Source organism: Micromonospora sp. WMMD1219 (genome assembly GCF_049315215.1).
Classification (GTDB): Bacteria; Actinomycetota; Actinomycetes; order Mycobacteriales; family Micromonosporaceae; genus Micromonospora; species Micromonospora tulbaghiae.
In genome coordinates, this window is the sequence record NZ_CP186057.1 from 4,797,150 (window position 1) to 4,814,048 (window position 16,899).

At 75.4% G+C, this 16,899-nt stretch carries 18 protein-coding genes; 2 read left to right on the forward strand and 16 right to left on the reverse strand.

All coding sequences use genetic code 11. The annotated features are described in order from the left end of the window. Positions 1–7: 7 nt before the first annotated feature. The gene (locus ACN27C_RS22335; RefSeq protein ID WP_422747905.1) at positions 8–985 is read left to right on the forward strand and encodes a sugar kinase; all 978 of its coding nucleotides are present in this window, start codon (positions 8–10) and stop codon (positions 983–985) included. Beyond that, positions 982–1,596: a bifunctional 4-hydroxy-2-oxoglutarate aldolase/2-dehydro-3-deoxy-phosphogluconate aldolase gene (locus ACN27C_RS22340; protein ID WP_422747907.1), complete on the forward strand. Its 615-nt coding sequence runs from the start codon at positions 982–984 to the stop codon at positions 1,594–1,596. The genes ACN27C_RS22335 and ACN27C_RS22340 overlap by 4 nt, the downstream gene beginning before the upstream one ends. Here the strand turns inward: ACN27C_RS22340 and ACN27C_RS22345 are convergent. The 16 genes from ACN27C_RS22345 to ACN27C_RS22420 form a co-directional block, all read right to left on the reverse strand. Then, complete coding sequence (locus ACN27C_RS22345; RefSeq protein WP_121683608.1) at positions 1,589–2,353, reverse strand: hypothetical protein; 765 nt, start codon at positions 2,351–2,353, stop codon at positions 1,589–1,591. The two genes, ACN27C_RS22340 and ACN27C_RS22345, sit on opposite strands and share 8 nt — an antisense overlap. 18 nt (positions 2,354–2,371) lie before the next feature. Beyond that, entirely contained in the window at positions 2,372–2,848 is a 477-nt protein-coding gene (locus ACN27C_RS22350; RefSeq protein ID WP_422747909.1) for a hypothetical protein, read from the reverse strand. Then, positions 2,845–3,765 (reverse strand): hypothetical protein, encoded by a 921-nt coding sequence (locus ACN27C_RS22355; RefSeq protein ID WP_120569598.1) that lies wholly within the window; start codon positions 3,763–3,765, stop codon positions 2,845–2,847. Before ACN27C_RS22355 ends, ACN27C_RS22350 begins: the two co-directional genes overlap by 4 nt. Continuing rightward, complete coding sequence (locus tag ACN27C_RS22360; protein WP_422747911.1) at positions 3,762–4,403, reverse strand: phage tail protein; 642 nt, start codon at positions 4,401–4,403, stop codon at positions 3,762–3,764. Before ACN27C_RS22360 ends, ACN27C_RS22355 begins: the two co-directional genes overlap by 4 nt. Continuing rightward, positions 4,384–7,005 (reverse strand): putative baseplate assembly protein, encoded by a 2,622-nt coding sequence (locus ACN27C_RS22365; RefSeq protein ID WP_422747914.1) that lies wholly within the window; start codon positions 7,003–7,005, stop codon positions 4,384–4,386. The genes ACN27C_RS22360 and ACN27C_RS22365 overlap by 20 nt, the downstream gene beginning before the upstream one ends. Further along, positions 7,002–7,442: a GPW/gp25 family protein gene (locus ACN27C_RS22370; protein ID WP_422747916.1), complete on the reverse strand. Its 441-nt coding sequence runs from the start codon at positions 7,440–7,442 to the stop codon at positions 7,002–7,004. The genes ACN27C_RS22365 and ACN27C_RS22370 overlap by 4 nt, the downstream gene beginning before the upstream one ends. Further along, positions 7,439–7,777 carry a hypothetical protein gene (locus ACN27C_RS22375; protein WP_358171790.1) on the reverse strand — a complete coding sequence of 113 codons (339 nt, stop codon included), beginning with the start codon at positions 7,775–7,777 and terminating at the stop codon, positions 7,439–7,441. Before ACN27C_RS22375 ends, ACN27C_RS22370 begins: the two co-directional genes overlap by 4 nt. Beyond that, entirely contained in the window at positions 7,777–9,348 is a 1,572-nt protein-coding gene (locus tag ACN27C_RS22380) for a phage baseplate assembly protein V (RefSeq protein ID WP_422747919.1), read from the reverse strand. Before ACN27C_RS22380 ends, ACN27C_RS22375 begins: the two co-directional genes overlap by 1 nt. Before the next feature lie 109 nt (positions 9,349–9,457). Continuing rightward, positions 9,458–10,216, reverse strand: a complete 759-nt coding sequence (locus tag ACN27C_RS22385) for a hypothetical protein (RefSeq protein ID WP_422747921.1) — start codon at positions 10,214–10,216, stop codon at positions 9,458–9,460. Positions 10,217–11,815: 1,599 nt separating this feature from the next. After that, positions 11,816–12,298: a phage tail protein gene (locus ACN27C_RS22390; protein ID WP_422747923.1), complete on the reverse strand. Its 483-nt coding sequence runs from the start codon at positions 12,296–12,298 to the stop codon at positions 11,816–11,818. Between the two features lies 1 nt (position 12,299). Continuing rightward, entirely contained in the window at positions 12,300–13,637 is a 1,338-nt protein-coding gene (locus ACN27C_RS22395; RefSeq protein ID WP_422747925.1) for a phage tail sheath family protein, read from the reverse strand. A gap of 17 nt (positions 13,638–13,654) precedes the next feature. Next, positions 13,655–14,335 (reverse strand): carboxypeptidase-like regulatory domain-containing protein, encoded by a 681-nt coding sequence (locus ACN27C_RS22400; RefSeq protein WP_422747927.1) that lies wholly within the window; start codon positions 14,333–14,335, stop codon positions 13,655–13,657. Continuing rightward, the gene (locus ACN27C_RS22405; RefSeq protein ID WP_349876758.1) at positions 14,332–14,940 is read right to left on the reverse strand and encodes a glycine zipper family protein; all 609 of its coding nucleotides are present in this window, start codon (positions 14,938–14,940) and stop codon (positions 14,332–14,334) included. Before ACN27C_RS22405 ends, ACN27C_RS22400 begins: the two co-directional genes overlap by 4 nt. A 13-nt stretch (positions 14,941–14,953) precedes the next feature. Beyond that, positions 14,954–15,298: a hypothetical protein gene (locus ACN27C_RS22410; RefSeq protein ID WP_091417656.1), complete on the reverse strand. Its 345-nt coding sequence runs from the start codon at positions 15,296–15,298 to the stop codon at positions 14,954–14,956. Positions 15,299–15,440: 142 nt separating this feature from the next. Beyond that, on the reverse strand, positions 15,441–16,268 hold the full coding sequence (locus ACN27C_RS22415) for an LppM family (lipo)protein (protein ID WP_422747930.1): 828 nt from the start codon (positions 16,266–16,268) through the stop codon (positions 15,441–15,443). Between the two features lie 145 nt (positions 16,269–16,413). Continuing rightward, positions 16,414–16,887 (reverse strand): nitroreductase family deazaflavin-dependent oxidoreductase, encoded by a 474-nt coding sequence (locus tag ACN27C_RS22420; protein ID WP_358171806.1) that lies wholly within the window; start codon positions 16,885–16,887, stop codon positions 16,414–16,416. Positions 16,888–16,899 lie beyond the last annotated feature (12 nt).

Below are 16,899 nucleotides of genomic sequence, written 5' to 3' on the forward strand. Positions count from 1 at the left end.
TGATGCCGTGAGGCCGGACGTGGTCTGCGTGGGCGAGACGATGGTGGTGCTCGCCCCGGCCGGCGGCGGCCCGCTGGAGCACTCCGCGCGGCTGACTGTCGGTGTCGGCGGCGCGGAGTCCAACGTGGCGGGCGGGCTGGCCCGGCTCGGGCACCGCGCGGCGTGGGTCAGCCGCGTCGGCGACGACCCGTTCGGGCGGCGGGTGGTGGCCGAGGTCGCCGCCGCGGGCGTGGACGTCAGCCTGGTCACCGTGGATCCGGACGCGCCGACCGGCCTCTACCTGAAGGATCCGGGGCCGGACTGCACCCGCGTGCACTACCACCGTGCGGGGTCGGCCGCGAGCCGCCTCGGCGTGCCGGACCTCGCGCGTCCGGGGCTGGCCGGGGCACGCCTGCTGCACCTGTCCGGGATCACGGCCGCGCTCTCCGGCACCTGTCGTGACCTGCTGGAGCACGCGCTGACCGGGCGGGCGCTGCCCGGCGCGCGGGTGAGCTTCGACGTGAACCACCGTCCGGCGCTCTGGGCCGCCGAGCGGGCCGCACCGGTCCTGCGTGACCTGGCCGACCGCGCCGACGTGGTGCTGGTCGGGTTGGACGAGGCGGCCGTGCTCTGGTCGGCGGACGATCCGGCGGCCGTCCGTGCGCTGCTGCCCGGCCCGGAGCTGGTGGTGGTCAAGGACGGGCCGGTCGGCGCGACGGCGCTGCCGCGTACCGGGCCGGCGGTGTTCGTGCCGGCGTTGCCGGTGCGCGTGGTGGAGCCGGTCGGCGCCGGGGACGCGTTCGCCGCCGGGTTCCTCTCCGGGCTGCTGCGCGATCTCGACCTGCGAGCCTGCCTGCGGCTGGGTCACCTCACCGCCGCGCCGGTGCTGACCGTGCCGGGCGACACCGCGCCGCCACCCGACCCGGAGACGACCGCGCGGGCGCTGGCGTTGCCGGACGAGGCGTGGACCGAGCAGGCGCAAGCCACGGGAGGGAACGGGAGATGAGCGGGCACGACTTCGAGGCACTGTTCGGCGACGCGCGGGTGATGGTGATCCTGCGTGACCTGCCGCCCGGTGAGACGGTCCGGCTGGCGGAGCTGGCCTGGGATCTCGGCATTGCCGTGGTGGAGGTGCCCATCCGTACCCCGGAGGCGGTGCCGGCGCTGCGCGCCGCCGTGACGGCCGGACGGCGGCGGGACCGGATCGTGGGCGCGGGCACGGTGCGTACCCCGGAGCAGGTCCGGCAGGCGGTGGCCGCCGGGGCGGCGTTCACCGTGGCGCCCGGCCTGGACCTGGCTGTCGCCGACGCGGCGGCCGGTCTCGGCGTGCCGCACCTGCCCGGCGTGGCCACGCCGACCGAGGCGCAGCGGGCGCTCGACCACGGCCTGGTGTGGCTCAAGGCGTTCCCGGCGGTCAGCCTCGGCCCGGCCTGGTTCCGGGCGGTGGCCGGGCCGCTGCCGGAGGCCCGGTTCGTGGCCACCGGCGGTGTCGACGCCGGCAACGCGGGCGACTTCCTCGCCGCCGGGGCGCGCGTGGTGGCGGTCGGGTCGGCGCTCACCGACCCGGAGCAGCTGCCGCGCCTGGCCACGCTCGCGGCCGGCGGGCCGGTCACCTGACCGTACGGCCGGACGTGGTGGCGGTGGTCCGGATCGCCTTGACGATCGCCGGGATCGACCCGATCAGCAGCACCAGCGCCCAGATCAGCGCCACCACGGCGAACACCACGGCGCCCAGGTCGTCGAGGATGCTGACCAGGATCACCGGCACCAGGCCGTGCAGGAACTGCAGCACCACCGTGCACAGCAGCGTGGTCAGTGCCAGCGCGACGAGGCCCTTGTTGCGCAGGAACCGGGGCTGGGCGGCGAGCAGCAGCCCGGCCCAGACCAGTTTGAGCAGCAGCGCCAGCCCGAGCAGCACCGCCGCGTCGTCGACCGGGAAGAACCCCCACACCGCGAGGTACGCCAGCGTGCCGAACGGCGGGGCCAGGAACAGCGACACCATCACCGTCAGCTCGACGAACGCGACGATCAGCAGGACCAGCGACACCAGCAGCAGCACGATCGAGAAGACGAGCGTCGCCACGCCCTGCACCCGGCCCTGCATCCGGTCCGGCAGCACCAGGCTCAGGCAGAACAGACCGGTGGTCCAGAGCGCCACCACGTCGATCAGCGCCAGGTAGCCGACGCCCCGACCGGACGGTTCGGACACCGCGCCGACGTCGCCCAGCTCGACGCCGAGCCGGCCGGCGCTGTCCCGCAGCGCGCCGCTCGCGTCGCCACCGCCGGTCAGCGCCGCCGCGCCCAGCTCCACGCCGACCACGAGCGCCACCGCGAGCAGCGCCAGCAGCAGGAACGGCTTGCGCAACTCACCCATGCCGCGTCTCCGTCCCGGTCAGGACCGGGCCAGCGTGACCGAACATCCGCCACCTCCCGGACAGCGCAGGAGCACATCGGTCTCCCGGTCCACAGCCACCTTTGCCACGGCCGGGCCGTCCGGGTCGGGCGCGACCTCGTCGCTGACTGTGACGTCCGCGCCGCCGGGTGCCCGGGCGGTCACCTCGAACGGCGTCGTACCGCGCAGCACCAGCGTGCGCAGCGCGCCCGGGTCGGCCACCCGTAGCCGGCACGCGGTGCCGAACGCGAGCGTCACTCCGTCGGCGGTGGTGGCGGGATCGGCGGCCGGCGGCAGGCACGTCACCGCCACCGTCGCCGGGTCCACAGTTCCGGTCCCGCGCCCCAGCCGGGCCAGCGCCCCCGGCCCGGCCGCCGGGTCGCCCGGGTCGTCGCGGCGCCCGGCCACCGCCACCACGTACAGCGCCACCAGCAGCACGGCCACCGCCACCAGCAGCACCTTCTGTCTGGCGCTCACGGCCGGACGACGGGCGTGAAGCGGATCTCGTCCACCCCGGCGAAGTACCTGTCGGTGCCCTGGGTCTTGCTCACCGCCACGAGCGTCAGCTTGTGCGGCCCGCGGGTCAGCTCCACGGTGCCCACGTCCACCTCGTCGGTGCGGACCACCGTCGGGCTGAACCCGAAGAACGTGTCGCCGACCTGCCGGCCGTCGACCAGCCAGATCGTGTTCGCGTAGTCGAACGACGTGGTGCGCACGGTGGAGAGCCGCCAGGTGCCGTCGGACGGCACGTCCACCTGCACGGTCACCCGGTCGCCCACGCCCCGGCCCAGGAAGAACAGCTGCGCGTCGCCGGACCACACCACGTCGCAGCAGTTCTCCTGCGCCACCACCTCCGCCTTCGCGCCGGTGGTGGACTGCACCGCGGCGCCGGAGACGAGTGTCTCCGCCTCCACCACCACCGCCCCGGCCTGCGGGGGAGCCGGGGTGTCCGGGCCGCGGGTCACCAGCCAGGCCACCACCCCGGCCACGACCAGCACCAGCGCCGCGGCGGCGGCGATCCACGGCCACGGCGCGCGCTTCGGGGGTACGACGGCCCGCACGTCGTACGTGACCCGGCCGCTGGAGCGGGAACTCTCCTCCGGTGCCGTGTTCGCCGAGTACGCGAACCCGGTCATGTCGTAGCGCCGGGGCGGCGTGCCGGGCGGTACGGCGAGCCGGACCAGGAACGACACCGACCCCTGCCCGGGCACCACCCGCTGCGGTTCGGCCACCGTGAACCAGGCCCGCTGGCTGCCCTCGCCGGGCGCCACGTCGAACACGACGGTGTCCGGCGCGGTGCCCGGGTTCGACACGGTGAACGTCAGCTCACCGGCGTTGCGGGCGTCCAGTGTGAACTGTTCGGCGGCGGCGACGACTGTCCATTCGGTGGTCATGACGGCTCCTCGGGCGGATCGTGGGGCAGGGGTGCGGGGACGTGCGCCCGGCCGACCGCGCGCACCGCAGCCACCCCGGCGGCGGGCTCGGCGACGTCCGGCTCGGTCGGCGTCGGGTGGGAGGGCGGGTCGGCCGGGGCGGCGACGACCTCGACGGTGACCGCGGCCGGTTTCTCCGCCTCGACGATGCGGGTGACCAGCGCGAGCCGGTCGGCGGCGGCCGGTGGCACCCGCACCACCAGGTGGAACGGCCGCTCGGGCGGTTCGTCCAGCACGAACCCGGTCACGCCGGTGGCCAGCTCCAGCGCGGTCCGCATCCCGTACGGGGTGCCGCGCCACCGGGCCAGCAGCGCGCCGTGCGCGACCAGGTTCCGCAGCCGGCCTGCCGGCAACGGCAGCGGCGCGTCGGCGCGGGGCGCGGCGACCACGTGGTCCATCGCCACCCAGCGCGTCAGGTAGGCCACGAACCCGTCCGGCGTCCGGTACGGCCCGAACAACGCGTCGACGTCGGCGAGCACCGCCTCGTCCGGGGCGTGCAGCGCCTCCATCACGTCCAGCAGCGCGCCCAGCACGCTGCCCGGGCCGGCGGCCCGCTGGTACGCGGCCGGCAGCAGCCGCTCAATCGCCGCTCGGCGCATCCTGCCGCACCACCTCGATGTCGTGCTCGCCGGAGCAGAGCAGCCAGGTGCCGGGGACGGTGACCACGTCGGCGGTGGCCTGGTTGGCGCTCGCCGTCCAGTCCTCGCCGTCGCCGCTGCGGAACACGCCGCGCTCGCCGCCGGCCAGCACCAGCCGCCCGGCCCCGGACGTGCCGGTGGGCGCGGTGGCGGCGATGGCGTCGACCGGTACGAACCGGGTCCGGTCCCGCAGCGGCAGGCCGCAGTTCACCATCACCGGCGACCACTGCGGCTGCCCGGCCAGCGTGTCCAGGCGGACCACGCCGCCGCTCTGCGTCGCGGCCAGCGCCAGCGGGCCGCTGAACGCGAGATCCCGGCAGGTGCCGCCGATCCAGCCGGACGCCATCGACTGCCACTTCACGTCCGACTCGAACAGCCGGGTGCGGTGGCAGCCCTGACCGGGCTTCTTCGGGTCCGGTTCGCCCGCGCCGCACCACAGCAGCGTGGCCGGACCGTCGTACTGGACGGCGAGCACCCGGTTGTCCACGTTGGCGAGGCCGACGTGGGCGAACGTGCCGGGCCGTCCCGCAGCGGTGGACAGGTAGACCCCGAATCCGGCCTGCGCGGCCACCGCCACGCCGGGCGCGCCGCGCTCGGAGACGAACGCGCGCACCGCGTAGAAGCCCCGGTCGGCGTCGGCCGGGTCGACCAGGATCTGCAACGGCACCGCGCCGGGCAGCAGTGGCACCTCGTACAGGCCGGTGTCGGTGGCCAGCAGCAACGCGCCGGTGCCGTCCCGGTCGATCCAGGCCAGGTCGCGTACGCCGGAGTCGAGGTCGGTCAGCAGCGTCCACGTCTCACCCAGGTCGGTGCTCAGCCGGACCCGGGAACCGCCGGCGTCTCGGGTGGTCACCACCGCCACCGAACCGGCCCGGGGCACGACGCCGGGGCGTACCGGGGCGGGCGCGGGCACCACCCGCACCACGGTCTCGTCGTCGAACCGGCCGGCCGGTTCCCAGCCCGCGCCGGCGTTGGTGGAGCGGAACAGCACCGGGCCGCCGCCGGCGTACCAGGTGTCGGCCTGGTACTGGTCCACCGCCACCGTGCGCACCTGCGCGTCCGGCGCCTCGTCGACCACGAACCGCACCGACTCGACGTAGCGCACGCCCGGCTCGGCGTGTTCGAGCATCCGGTACACGTTGGAGGCGCGCAGCGGCTCGCCGAACGCCCAGCCGGCCGGGTTCAGCGGCGTGGGCAGCGGGCTGAGCGTCTGGTGCAGCCGGTCGTGGATGCGGCGGCGCACCGCGTCCACGTCCTCCTCGCGGCGTACCACCACCCGCGCCTGGATGGACACCGCCTTGTAGCGCGCCCAGCCCGCGCGCACCGCCGTACCCAGGGCGCGGCGCCGCTCCAGGTCGGCCTCGACCCGGCGGCGGGCCTCCTCCACCTCGTGCTCGCGCAGCACCGCCACCGGCAGCCGCCCGCCGGGACGGGCCGCCTCCGGCACGTACGGCACCAGCACCACCTCGACCTCGCCGGGCCGGGCGAAGCTGTAGACGGCGGCCCGGGTGAACGCCCGCGCCCGCGCCACCGCACCGGAGCCGGTGGCCAGGATCTCGAAGTCCCGGGCGGTCACCGCGCGCTGCTGGGCGAAGAACTCGTACGGCCCGCGCGCCAGCACCGACTCCAGCGACTCCAGGTCCCGGCCGCCGGTGGCCGGCTCCGGGTTGTCCACCTTCACCCCCGGCAGCGGGTCGCGCAGGCTGGTCAGCACACCCGCCGCGACGTTGCCGGCCGGGCCGCCGCCGCAGCGGTACCAGAGCCGCACCTGCCGCCCGGCCGCCGGCACCGCCGCCACCGTGGTCGCCCCGGCCGCCTCCTCGACGGCCGGTGCGCCCCCGTCCGGACGCAGGTCCAGCGCCGGGGCGAACGTGACCACCCCGGAGGCCCGGTCCACCAGGTAGACCTTCGCCTGCGGCCCGACACCGGCGAAGCTGTCCACCGGCCGCCAGATCTCGTACGTGCGCCCCTCGTGCTCCCGGGCCGCGGCACCCAGCTCCACCGAGCCGGCCGGCACCTCCACGCCGAGCAGCAGGTCCAGCGCCTCGGTGGTACGCGTCAGCGGCGCGCGGGCGGCCCGGAACACCTGACCGGGCTGCCCGGTGCCGGTGCCCAGCAGCTCAGCCTCGACCGGTTCGCAGTGGTGCACGCGTACCGTCGCAGTGGTCTCGCCGGCGGGCAGCACCGCCGGTTCGGTGGTCATGAAGACGACCGGCCGGGGGTCCGCGCCGCGGGCCGCGGCGACGCGGGTGCCGGCCGGCACCCGCACCGGGCCGCGGTCCGGACCGGTGCGGGTCAGGCGCACGTCCGCCCAGGCCGCCGCCGGTGGGTGCCGGGTGACGCCGAGCAGGTTCAGGAACGCGACGTACGCCTTCTCCGGCAACTGGTTCAGCCGGTAGATCATCACCTCGGTGAGGTAGGCGAACGCCTCCACCAGGGCCATGCCCGGGTCGTGCGCGGACAGGTCGGTCCAGTCCGGGCAGGACCGGGCGATGCGTTCCCGCGCCTCGGTGACCAGGTCGAGGAAGGCGCGGTCGTCCAGGTGCGGCACCGGCAGCGTCATGGCGTGCCCTCCTCGTCGGGGGTTTCCTCGTCGGCGGGCAGCAGGTCGACCGAGAACACCAGGTGCCCGGGGGAGAGGCTGGCCCGGACCCGGTAGTCCAGCCGGATCACCAGGCGCCACGGGTCGTCCGGGTCGGGACCGGCGTCCACGTCCAGCACCTCGATCCGGGGCTCCCAGCGCCGGATCGCCTGCCGCACGTAGTGGATCGCCAGCCCGGCGGTGGTGGCGTCGTTGGGCGCGAAGACCAGCCGGTGCAGCCGCGACCCGTACCCGGGACGCATCAGCCGCTCCCCGGGCGTGGTGGACAGCAGCAGGTACAGCGCCTGGCGTACCGTCTCGTCGCCGTCGGTCATGGCGAGCCCGCCGGCGGCGGTGAGCGCGAGACCACCGGCGCGGCCGGCGTCGAAGCCGGCGCCGACGAAGCGGAAGGCCCTCATGCGTCCGCCCCCAGGAAACCCTGCCGCACGTCGCGGACCTGGTGGTGCACGGTGCCCGGCGGGGTGCCGTCGGTGAGGCCGTCCAGGTGCGACAGCACCACCGGCTGCCGGTCCACCCGCACCCACGTGCTGTAACCAACTGTCACGGTCAGCGTGTGCAGGCAGGGTTTGATCGTCGGGCCGTAGTTGGGGCAGGCGGTGATGTCGCGCCCCTCCGGGTCGGGGCGGATCAGCACCGGCACGGCCTGGACCCTCACCCAGTCCTGGGACGGGCGGTTGCTCACCCGCCCGTCGTGTCCGCAGGTGATCAGCGAGTCGCGGTGGATCCAGCGCATCAGCCACCTCCGGCGGAACGGGCGAGCGTACGGGCCTGCGCGGCGGCGGTCTCGGCGTCTTCGGCCGCCGGGGCGTGCAGGAAGTCGACTGTGCGGCCGCGCACCACGACGGCCCGGCCGGGCGCGGAGAGCACCAGGTCACCCGCCGCGTGCACGGTGGTCAGCTCGGGACGCAGCTCGACGAAGCTGCCCGCGTCGGTGGCCAGCCGCAGCGTCCGCCCGTCGTCGTCGATCACGATCGACTGGCCGGTGCCGGTCCGCATCGACCAGCGGCGCGAGCGCCCGGACACGATCCCCGCGTCGTACGGCTCGACCGCGCCGAACAGCGAACCGAGCACCACGCCCGAGGCCGGCTCGCCGCCGGGCAGCGCCACCAGCACCGTGTCGTCCGGGTCGGGCAACGCGACGATCCCCTTGCCCCGGCCCGCGCCCGGGCAGAGCACCGCGAGCCAGCCGGCGTCCAGATCGCCGTACGCCGGGAGCGTCACCCGGGCCCGCCCCAGCCCGTCCGGGTCGTCGATGTCGGTGACGGTGCCGAGCGTGACAGTGGCCGGCGGGGGCGCGGCCGACGGCGGCGGGCCGGGCGGCGCTGTGGAGAACCGGGTCAGGTGCCCGTCCGCGTCCACCGTGTGCACCACCTCGGTGAGCACGTACACCCCGGCGACCGGCTCCGGGACGCCGGCGAGGGCGATCCGCCGGCCCGGCCGCAGCGCCGGGTCGCCCTCCGCGGTGCCCTCGGCGGTGACCAGCGCCGCCACCCGGGCGTCCAGCCCGGCCTGGGCCAGCGCGGCCAGCTCGTCGTCGCTGCGGCCCGGCTGGTCCACAGCGGTACGCACACCGTCGGCGCCCACGTCGCCCGGGTCCGGGCGCAGCGGGATCCGCCGCCCGCTGCGCGCCTCGTCCGCCCGCTGGCCCAGCGGCTCCGCGCGTTGCGGATGCCAGCCGAGCACGGCGCACTCCGCGCCCGCCCGGTCCAGGTTCTCGGTGACCCGCAACGCGTGCACCGTCTCGCCGAGCGTCAACGGCAACGGCTCCCCGTACCCGTCCAGCGTGAACAGCCGCAACCGGTCACCGTCGACGCCCAGGTGCAGCCCGGCCCGCCCGGCCACCTCGCACAGCAGGTCCAGGTCGGTGTGCCGGTGCTGGAGCAACCGGTCCAGACGCGGCCCGTCGTCCTCGGCATCCACGCTCAACCCCAGCCCGGCGCACAGGTCGGCGGCCAGCTCGGCGGCCGTCACCGACTCGAACACCCGCAGCTCCTGCCGCTTGCGCAGCCGGTGCAGCGGGTCGTACGCCCGGATCCGGGCCAGCGCCCCGCCGTCACCGGCGTACTCCCGCTCGACGGCGGTCACCTCGCCGGTGAACAGCGCCTCCGACTGCCCGTCGAGCCGTACGCCGACTGTGGCGCCGGGGCGTACCGGGGGGTCGAGCGGGCCCGCGCCGGGCGCGGCGGTGAGCGTCAGCTCGCACTGCGCCGGCCGGTCCAGGCGGGCGGCGACGCGGATGCCACGCAGCCGGGCCGGGTCGGCCAGCGGCCTCCCGTCGATCGTGACCAGGGCGGCCCGGCTCACGGCGCACACCCGGCGGTCGCCGGCCGCGCGGCGCTTCTTGTCGCGTCGCCGCTCAGGGGAGTCGTGTTCGCGGGGGCGGGGTGGCGCGGGGCGCCGGTCGCGTGGCCGGTCACGGGGTGCCTCCCGTGGTGACGGCGTCCGGCGGGGACGTGGCGGCGCCGACCGGCGGGACGGCGAGCGCGGTGCCGGCCGGCACGGTCAACGGGTCGGTGATCCGGTTGTGCTCGGCGAGCAGCCGCCACCGCAGCGGCGAGCCCAGCGCGTCGTGGGCGAGCAGGTCGAAGCGGACCCCGGACCAGCCCGGCTCGGCCGCGCCGTCGGCGGCGGCGACCACCGCCGACCCGGGCGCGACAGCGGGTGTGCTCGCCGCCGCCAGCTCCTCCTCGAACCCGGCGCGCGCCGCCTCCGCGCCCTCCGCGACGCGGACCAGCTTCAACCGCAGCCAGGACCGCCGGGGCGTACCGGTGAGGGTGAACGCGTCGAAGCGTTCCGCGATCGCGGTGATCACGCCGGGGACGTTCCAGGTCTTGCCCCAGACCAGGCGGACCAGCGGCGGGCGCAGCCAGCCGTGCTCGACCGCCGAGTTCTCGGCGAGCATCCACAGCGGCCGGGTCAGCGCGCGGACGTCCTCGGGCCGGGCCGGCGCCTCCACGAAGTCGACGTCGAACAGCAGATCCAGGACCAGTTCGGTACGCCCGCCGCCGGTGAAGACGAGCGGATCGTCGGCCAGCCCGGCGCCGGTGAGCGGCCCGTCCGGTCCGCCGCGCGGGCGTACCCCGGCCAGCCGGGTCACCTGCACGGTCTCCGGGTTGAGCAGGCAGTCGAACCGGGTGCCGGACTCGTCCACGAGGAAGGCGACGCGCTCCATCAGTCACCCGCCTGTTCCCGGTCCAGCCGGGCCGTGTCACTCCACGGGGTGGCCCGCGTCGCCGGGGTCCACCACGCCGGTTCGCCCGGTAGTGCCGGCCACAGATCCGCGTGCGAGCTGCCGTCGGTCGCCCGGGCCGCGCCGGTCGGGTTCGTCGCCGGGGCCGGGCCGGCGTCGTCCGGCAGCGCCGGCCAGGGGCTGCCGGGCGTGGGCCGCGCGGGTCGCTGCCCCGGTCGCGCCCGGGAATCGCCGCCGGGGGCCGGGTGACGCCCGTTCGGGTACGGCGAGTCCGCGGCCCGCCCCGGGTCGTGTCCGGCCCGTCCCTGCCATCCGTGCGGTGACGCGGCCGCGAACAGGAGCGGGAGTACGTCGTCCCGAGCGGGCGACGGTTCCGTCCCGGGGTCGTCGGCCCGGCGCCGTTCCCGGCTCCGGTCGGCCCGAGCGCGCCGCGTGAGGGCGCCCGCCCGATCCGCGCCGAGGCCGGGCCACTCCGTGGCCGGTGACTGCCGGTCCGGTCCGCCCGACGTCGGTGTGCCGGATGATCCGGCCGTGCCCGTGGCGCGTGATCCGGCCGTGCCCGTGGCGCGTGATCCGGCCGTCTCCGTGCCGCCGGTGGTGCGCGCTGTACGCGCCGACCCGGCCGCATCGGTCGAATCTGCCGTGTCCGACCTGCGCGCTGCGCCCGGCGTTGGTGCCCCTCCCGGTGTGCCCGCCGATCCGGTCACGTCCGCGTCGCCTGCCGTCGTCGGCCGGCCCGGCCCTGTCACGTACCGGGATGCCGGCGGGAGGCCAGACGCCACGACGGTGTCGGGGCCTGCGTCGTCATAGCGGCTGAAGGCGGCACCGGCCGCCGGTGCCGAAGATCCGGCTTCGGCCGATCCGCTTCTCGCCCTGGCCCGTCCCGTTCCGCGCCCTGCTCCGGCCGGCCCGTTCCCTGCACCGGCCGGCCCGCTCCCTGCACCGACTGGCTCGCTCCCCGCACGGGCCGGCCCGCTCCCCGGCCAGGCCGATCCGCTTCCCGGACCGCTCCATGTAGACGCCGCCCGGGTCGGTCCTGCGCCAGCGCGGCTCGCTGCTACGCCTGGCCCGGCCGATCCCGGCGGCCCGCCGTCGACCCCCGCCGGCTCCCGGCTCCCAGCTCCCGGGACCCCCGTCCCGCCGAACGGGACGCCCTGAAGATCTTGGTAGGAAGTGGCCCCTGTGGGGGCCGTTTCGTACCAAGATCTCGACGACGAACCCGGATCGGCCCCGTGGGGACGGCGCGTTCGGGAACGGGGTGTGCCGAAGCGGCCGGCCAACAGCGCCTTCCATCCTCGCCACAACCGGCCCATCCCGCGTCGGCCCGGCTCGTCCCGTCGCGTCCGCGTCTGGTCCGGGCTGCCGCTCGCGGACGGATCGGTGAGAAGCCCGGGCTCGACGGGGGACGGGGGCGGAGGTAGGCCGCGCAGGAGGCCGGGGGCGTGCGCCGCCACCAGGCGCCGCCAGTGCTCGGGCGGCTGACCGGGAGCACGCGACACATCCTCCGGTGAGCCCGGTGCGTCCGGCGAACCCGGTGCGGACAACCGATCGGCAGTGGCCCGCAACGCGCGGGCCAGCCGGTCACGCGGTCGCGGGGGCGGCGGCACCGCCGGCCTCCAGCTCCAGGCCCTCGTACGCCAGGGTCAGCGCCTCGATGGCGATCTCCTGCGACAGCGTGTTCAGGTGCGCGCCCCGCCACCGGGTCGGCCAAGCGTTGATCATGTTCCAGCGCAGCACCTCGGCGGTGCCGGCCGGGTCCAGCAGCACCACCGACACGTTGCGCCGGTTGACGGTGCCCTTGGCGGCCGCGTTCACCCAGTCCCACAGCTCACGTGAGCTGGTCAGGCCGAAGTGGAGGGTGACCGGGGCGTACTCGACCTGGCCGGGCACGGACCGGATGCGCTCGTTGCCCGCCTCCCGGTACGACAGCGCCGGTATCGCCACCTCGAAGCCGCTGACCTCGGTGAAGTGCCCGTTGGTGATGCCGTTGATCAGCAGTTTGAAGTGGTACGCCCGGTACGGGTCGACGGGTGCTCCGGGCTGCGGGGTGGCCGTGGTGGGCATGTCAGCCTCCGATCGTCTCGGTCTCGGTGCCGCCGGCCCACTGGCTCAGCTTGAACACCACGAACTCCGCGGGCTTGACCACCGCGATGCCGATGTGGGCCACCACCATCCCGGCGTCGCGGACGTCGGCGGGGTTGGTCTCCTCGTCGCACTTGACGAAGAACGCCTCCTCGGGCGTACGGCCGAGCAGCGCGCCGTCGCGCCACACCCGGGTGAGGAACGCCCCGATGTCGCGGCGGATCGAACGCCACAGCGTGAAGTCGTTCGGCTCGAACACCATCCAGCGGGTGCCGCCCGCGATGGCCTGCTCGATGGAGATGGACAGCCGCCGCACGTTCAGGTAGCGCCACTCGCTTGCCTCGGCGGCGAGCGTACGGGCGCCCCACAGGCGGATGCCCTCTCCGGCGAAGAAGCGGATCACGTTGACGCCCTTGGGGTTGAGCACGTCGTGCTCCGGCCGGGTCACCCGGTACGCGAGGTCGACGGCGCCGCGTACCGGCTCGTTGGCCGGTGCCTTGTGCACGCCGCGCAGCGCGTCGGTGCGGGCCCAGATGCCGGCGACGTGCCCGCTCGGCGGAGTGAGCACCAGGTCGCCGCTGAGCGGGTCGCGGACCCGGATCCACGGGAAGTAGAAGGTGGCGTAGTCCGACTGCCGGGGCCGGTCGCCGCCGGTGCCGGGCGGCTCGCCGTCGCCGTCGCCCGGCGTACCCTCGGCGGGCTTGTCGGCCGACCCGGACGATGCGGCCGACCCGGACGATGCGGCCGACCCGGCCGATGCGGCGGACCCGGCCGAACCGGCGGACCCGGCGGACCCGGCGGACCCGGCCGACCCGGACCTAGCTGGCTTGCCGGGCGTGGCGACGCGGGTGAGCCGCGAGACGTCGGTGACCTCCGGCGGCGGGTCGCAGATCGCCACCATGGTGCGCAGCCGCTCGGCCATGCTGATCAGGGCCTCGTGCGAGACCGGGTCGTGGTAGCCGGGCGCGGCCAGGATGGAGATCTCGTCGATCGCCTCCAGCAGTTGCAGGCCGCCGCGTCGTCCGCCGGTGCCGGTGAGCTGGCCGCCCTCGCCGACGTTGACGACCCAGCAGCGGGTGCCGCCGTTGTCCAGGAAGCCGAACACGGCGCGGGCCAGCGGGGTGCTCTCCAGCTGCTCGCCGTCGGCGTACAGCCGCAGGAACTCGGTCCAGCTGTTCACCGCCAGCGCCTCGCCGACGTGGGCGCCGCGGTCGGGCGCGATCCCGACGAACGCGGCGGTGCTCATGCCGACCGGCCCGATCGGGCGGGCCCCGCTGGGCACCTCCTCGACGTAGATGCCGGGGGAGAAGTAGGTGGGCATCGGTCCTCCTCGGGACGTCAGTCGGGGGCGCGGACGACGATCAGGCCGTCGCCTTCCGGGTCGAGTTCGGCGGTGTGGACGCGCCCCGCGCCGGTGAGCCGGATCCGCACCGGGGCGCCCGGCGCGTCGGGGTCGTGCGGAACGCCGACCAGCCGGAACCGGCCGGCGGCGTCGGTCTCGGTGGCCTGGGCGGCACCCACCAGCTCCACCCGGACGGCGGCGAGCGGCTGGTCCTGCGGCCCGACCACCCGCCCGTGCAGCGTGCGCATGCCGAGCTGCCGCAGCCGCAGCGGCTGCCGTACCGGCGGCGCGACCGGGACCGGCCGTTCCACCCGGGCCGGCGCGTCCAGCAGCAGCGCGGGCCGGGGTGCCACGCCGAGCGCCCGCCACAGCGCCGGGTCGCCGGCGGCCAGCACCAGCTCCGGCCGGCCCGCCGTGGTGGCGGCGGCGAGCACCCGGTCCAGCGCGGGCAGCGCCGCCGGCCCGCCGCCGGCGACCAGCAGGCGGACCACGAACCGGTACGGTTCGCGCGTCGCGCCGCCGGTCGCGGTCTGCCGGGCCGGTCGCAGCTCCAGCGGCCAGACCGTGAGGCCGCCGTCGGGGTCGTCGCGCGGCGGACCGACCGGTACGGGTTCACCCGCGGCCCCGGCCAGCCAGCTCGCGACGTCCGCGACGGCCGCCTCGATCGCGCCGGTCATCGCGGTGGCGTCCCCTGGATCCGGTACGCGATGGCCTCGTTCCACACGTGCGGGTAGACGCCGATCTCGAAGTAGCGGGTGAACCGGTTGATCGGTGCGTTGGTGTGGTCGTGCCAGAGCAGCCACACCGGCGCGATGGTGAACAGCACGTAGTTGAGCGCCACCAGCGGCAGGTAGAACGGGCCGAGCAGCCGGGCCTGGAACACGTGCACGTCCTCGTGCCGCTGGATGCCCGGGCTGGACCCGGCGCAGACGGTGCCGATGGTGGTGGCGTACCGGGGGGAGACGCCCTCGACGACGTTGACGCGGCCGCTACCGGCCGAGACGACCCGGTCGAGCTGGTGACCGAAGACCAGGTGCAGCGCCAGGAACAGCGCCCCGGCGAACGTGTTGAGCAGGCTCCAGGTGTGGTCGACGACGAAGAGGAAGATCCCCTTCGGGTCGGCGCCGTACGTGCCGGCCGAGGCGGACGCCCAGCCGAACGGCGCGCCGACGAGCAGTCCGACGACCGCGCCGACGAGCAGGCCGACGGTGCCGGCGGCGAGTTGCCCGAGTACGGCGCCGAAAACGACCTGGACGGCGGCGCTGAGGATGCCGAAGATCATGGGGTCACCTCTCTCAGACCCAGGAGCGGACGAAGCGGGGCTCGTGCCCCTGGGCGAGCTGGGTCGGCGACGCCTGCGTCGCCTGCCGGTTGCCCGGGGGGAGCTGGTTGACGCCGAGCGCGGCGGAGAAGATCACCAGCCCGTTGAAGAACGCGATGACCCACTTCTCCGGGCCGGCGTCGGTGGCGAACGCGGCGGTCAGGTACGACAGGAGGAGCGCGAAGCCCAGCGCGATCCACTTGCGCGCCTTGTCGCCGCTCGGACCGATCAGCCCGCCGATGACGTTGGTGGCGAGCAGGGTGGCGGCGCTGGCGCCGGTGAGGCTGCCCAGGGCGGCCCAGGTGAAGAGATCGTTCACGGCGATCCCCCTCTTTCCACTGTGCGGTGGTGCGGTCGGGGTGGATGGTGCGGCGGCGTCCGGGGCGTACCCCGGGGTCCGCCCGGTGTGTGGTGGGCCGCCGGCGCGGGCGCCGTCGGTGGTCGGAGGGGTCCGGCCGGGCTCAGGCCGGCGGACCGGCGGGCGGTGCGGGCGCGGCCGGGGCGCCGGGTGCGGGCGGAGCGCCGGTGCCGGCCGGGGCCGGACCGGTGGGCGTCGCCGCGGGTGGAGCGGCTCCGCGGGAACGCCGCCGCAACAGCAGCACCACCGCGACGGCGACGACCAGCAGCAGGACGACCACGCCGGCGACGACCGGCAGCCAGGGGAAGGAACCGTTCCCGGTCACCACCGCGGCCGGGCTGGTGGCGGGCGGCGGGGGCGCCTGGGCGACGGCACGCAACTCGGCCGGCTTCGGCTGGTTGGCGACCACCTTCCAGCTGACCGAACGCCCGGTGATCGTGCCGTTGGTGTCGAGCACCCGGCCGGGGAACGTCACCGAGATCTCGAACTCCATCAAGGTCATGAACGCCTGCTGCTGGCGCGGATCCTGCTGGCCGAACTTGCCGCCGTATTTCTTCGGGTCCAGCGGGAGCGAGAAGCGATAGAGATCTTCGTCCCGAACAAGATTCACGCTTTCACTCGTGAATTGCGCCAGTGGCGTTTTCCGGTACGTGATCTGAATGCCGTACGAGGTGGCGTCCTCGTACCGGGTCTCCGCCCCGGGTGGAAGTGAGGGAATGTTCGGCCGCAGTTCGGCGAACGCCACCGCCGGGTCCGGGTTCCGCTGCTTGAGCACGGACTTCGGCGCGGTGAGCAGGAGCTGACCGGAGACCGTGTCGTCGTCGTTCACGGTCAGCCCGAGGTTGAGCTGCATGCAGCCGCTCAATATCGCCACGAGGGCGAGACACACCGCGAGGCCGAATGCCCGGCTGCGGCGGAGTCTCGTATTCATGCGGCAAGTGTGAGCGCCCGCGCCGGGCGCGACAGTCAGCGATCAGCCGCCTTCGTGTCGCCGATCTTACCGGCCGTCTCTCCCATTCGGCCGACCCGCGGAAACCGTCGCGCTCGATATTCTGGAGTTTTGTGCCCGAGCCTTTTCACCGGGTGTCCGCCGGCACGATCCGGAACACCGGAACACCGGCGGCGACCCGGGCGAAGTCGGCGAGCGGGGCGTGCCGGTCCACCGGCACGTGCGCCCGGGCACCAGGGGCGAGCGCCAGGTGCCGGCGCAGGACCGGTGGCCGCTGCGCCACCGGCACCTCGACCAGCCGGACCGGCTCGCGGCCGCGACGGCGCAGCACGACCCGCCCGCCCGCGGCGCGCACGTTCGCCACCCAGTTGGCCCGATCGCCCAGCATCGACACGACGTACCGCTCGCCGTCGAGGTCGGCGACCACGATCGGCACCGAGACGGTCCGGCCGGTGCGGCGGCCCGGCACCTCCATGGTCACCCAGTGCCGCGGGGCGAGGCCGGCGCCGTACTGCCAGGCCGACAGCGCGTTCATCATCCGGGCCAGCCGGTTCGGCCGGCCGCCCCGGTACATCCATCTGGTGGGTCGCCACCGCCGCATCGGAACTCCCTT

Coding starts and splice junctions, on each gene's coding strand:
- ACN27C_RS22340 (WP_422747907.1), top strand. CDS start 982: ATGAGCGGGCACGACTTCGAGGCACTGTTCGGCGACGCGCGGGTGATG.
- ACN27C_RS22345 (WP_121683608.1), bottom strand. CDS start 2,353: ATGGGTGAGTTGCGCAAGCCGTTCCTGCTGCTGGCGCTGCTCGCGGTG.
- ACN27C_RS22355 (WP_120569598.1), bottom strand. CDS start 3,765: ATGACCACCGAATGGACAGTCGTCGCCGCCGCCGAACAGTTCACACTG.
- ACN27C_RS22360 (WP_422747911.1), bottom strand. CDS start 4,403: ATGCGCCGAGCGGCGATTGAGCGGCTGCTGCCGGCCGCGTACCAGCGG.
- ACN27C_RS22365 (WP_422747914.1), bottom strand. CDS start 7,005: ATGACGCTGCCGGTGCCGCACCTGGACGACCGCGCCTTCCTCGACCTG.
- ACN27C_RS22370 (WP_422747916.1), bottom strand. CDS start 7,442: ATGAGGGCCTTCCGCTTCGTCGGCGCCGGCTTCGACGCCGGCCGCGCC.
- ACN27C_RS22375 (WP_358171790.1), bottom strand. CDS start 7,777: ATGCGCTGGATCCACCGCGACTCGCTGATCACCTGCGGACACGACGGG.
- ACN27C_RS22385 (WP_422747921.1), bottom strand. CDS start 10,216: ATGGAGCGCGTCGCCTTCCTCGTGGACGAGTCCGGCACCCGGTTCGAC.
- ACN27C_RS22390 (WP_422747923.1), bottom strand. CDS start 12,298: ATGCCCACCACGGCCACCCCGCAGCCCGGAGCACCCGTCGACCCGTAC.
- ACN27C_RS22395 (WP_422747925.1), bottom strand. CDS start 13,637: ATGCCCACCTACTTCTCCCCCGGCATCTACGTCGAGGAGGTGCCCAGC.
- ACN27C_RS22400 (WP_422747927.1), bottom strand. CDS start 14,335: ATGACCGGCGCGATCGAGGCGGCCGTCGCGGACGTCGCGAGCTGGCTG.
- ACN27C_RS22405 (WP_349876758.1), bottom strand. CDS start 14,940: ATGATCTTCGGCATCCTCAGCGCCGCCGTCCAGGTCGTTTTCGGCGCC.
- ACN27C_RS22415 (WP_422747930.1), bottom strand. CDS start 16,268: ATGAATACGAGACTCCGCCGCAGCCGGGCATTCGGCCTCGCGGTGTGT.
- ACN27C_RS22420 (WP_358171806.1), bottom strand. CDS start 16,887: ATGCGGCGGTGGCGACCCACCAGATGGATGTACCGGGGCGGCCGGCCG.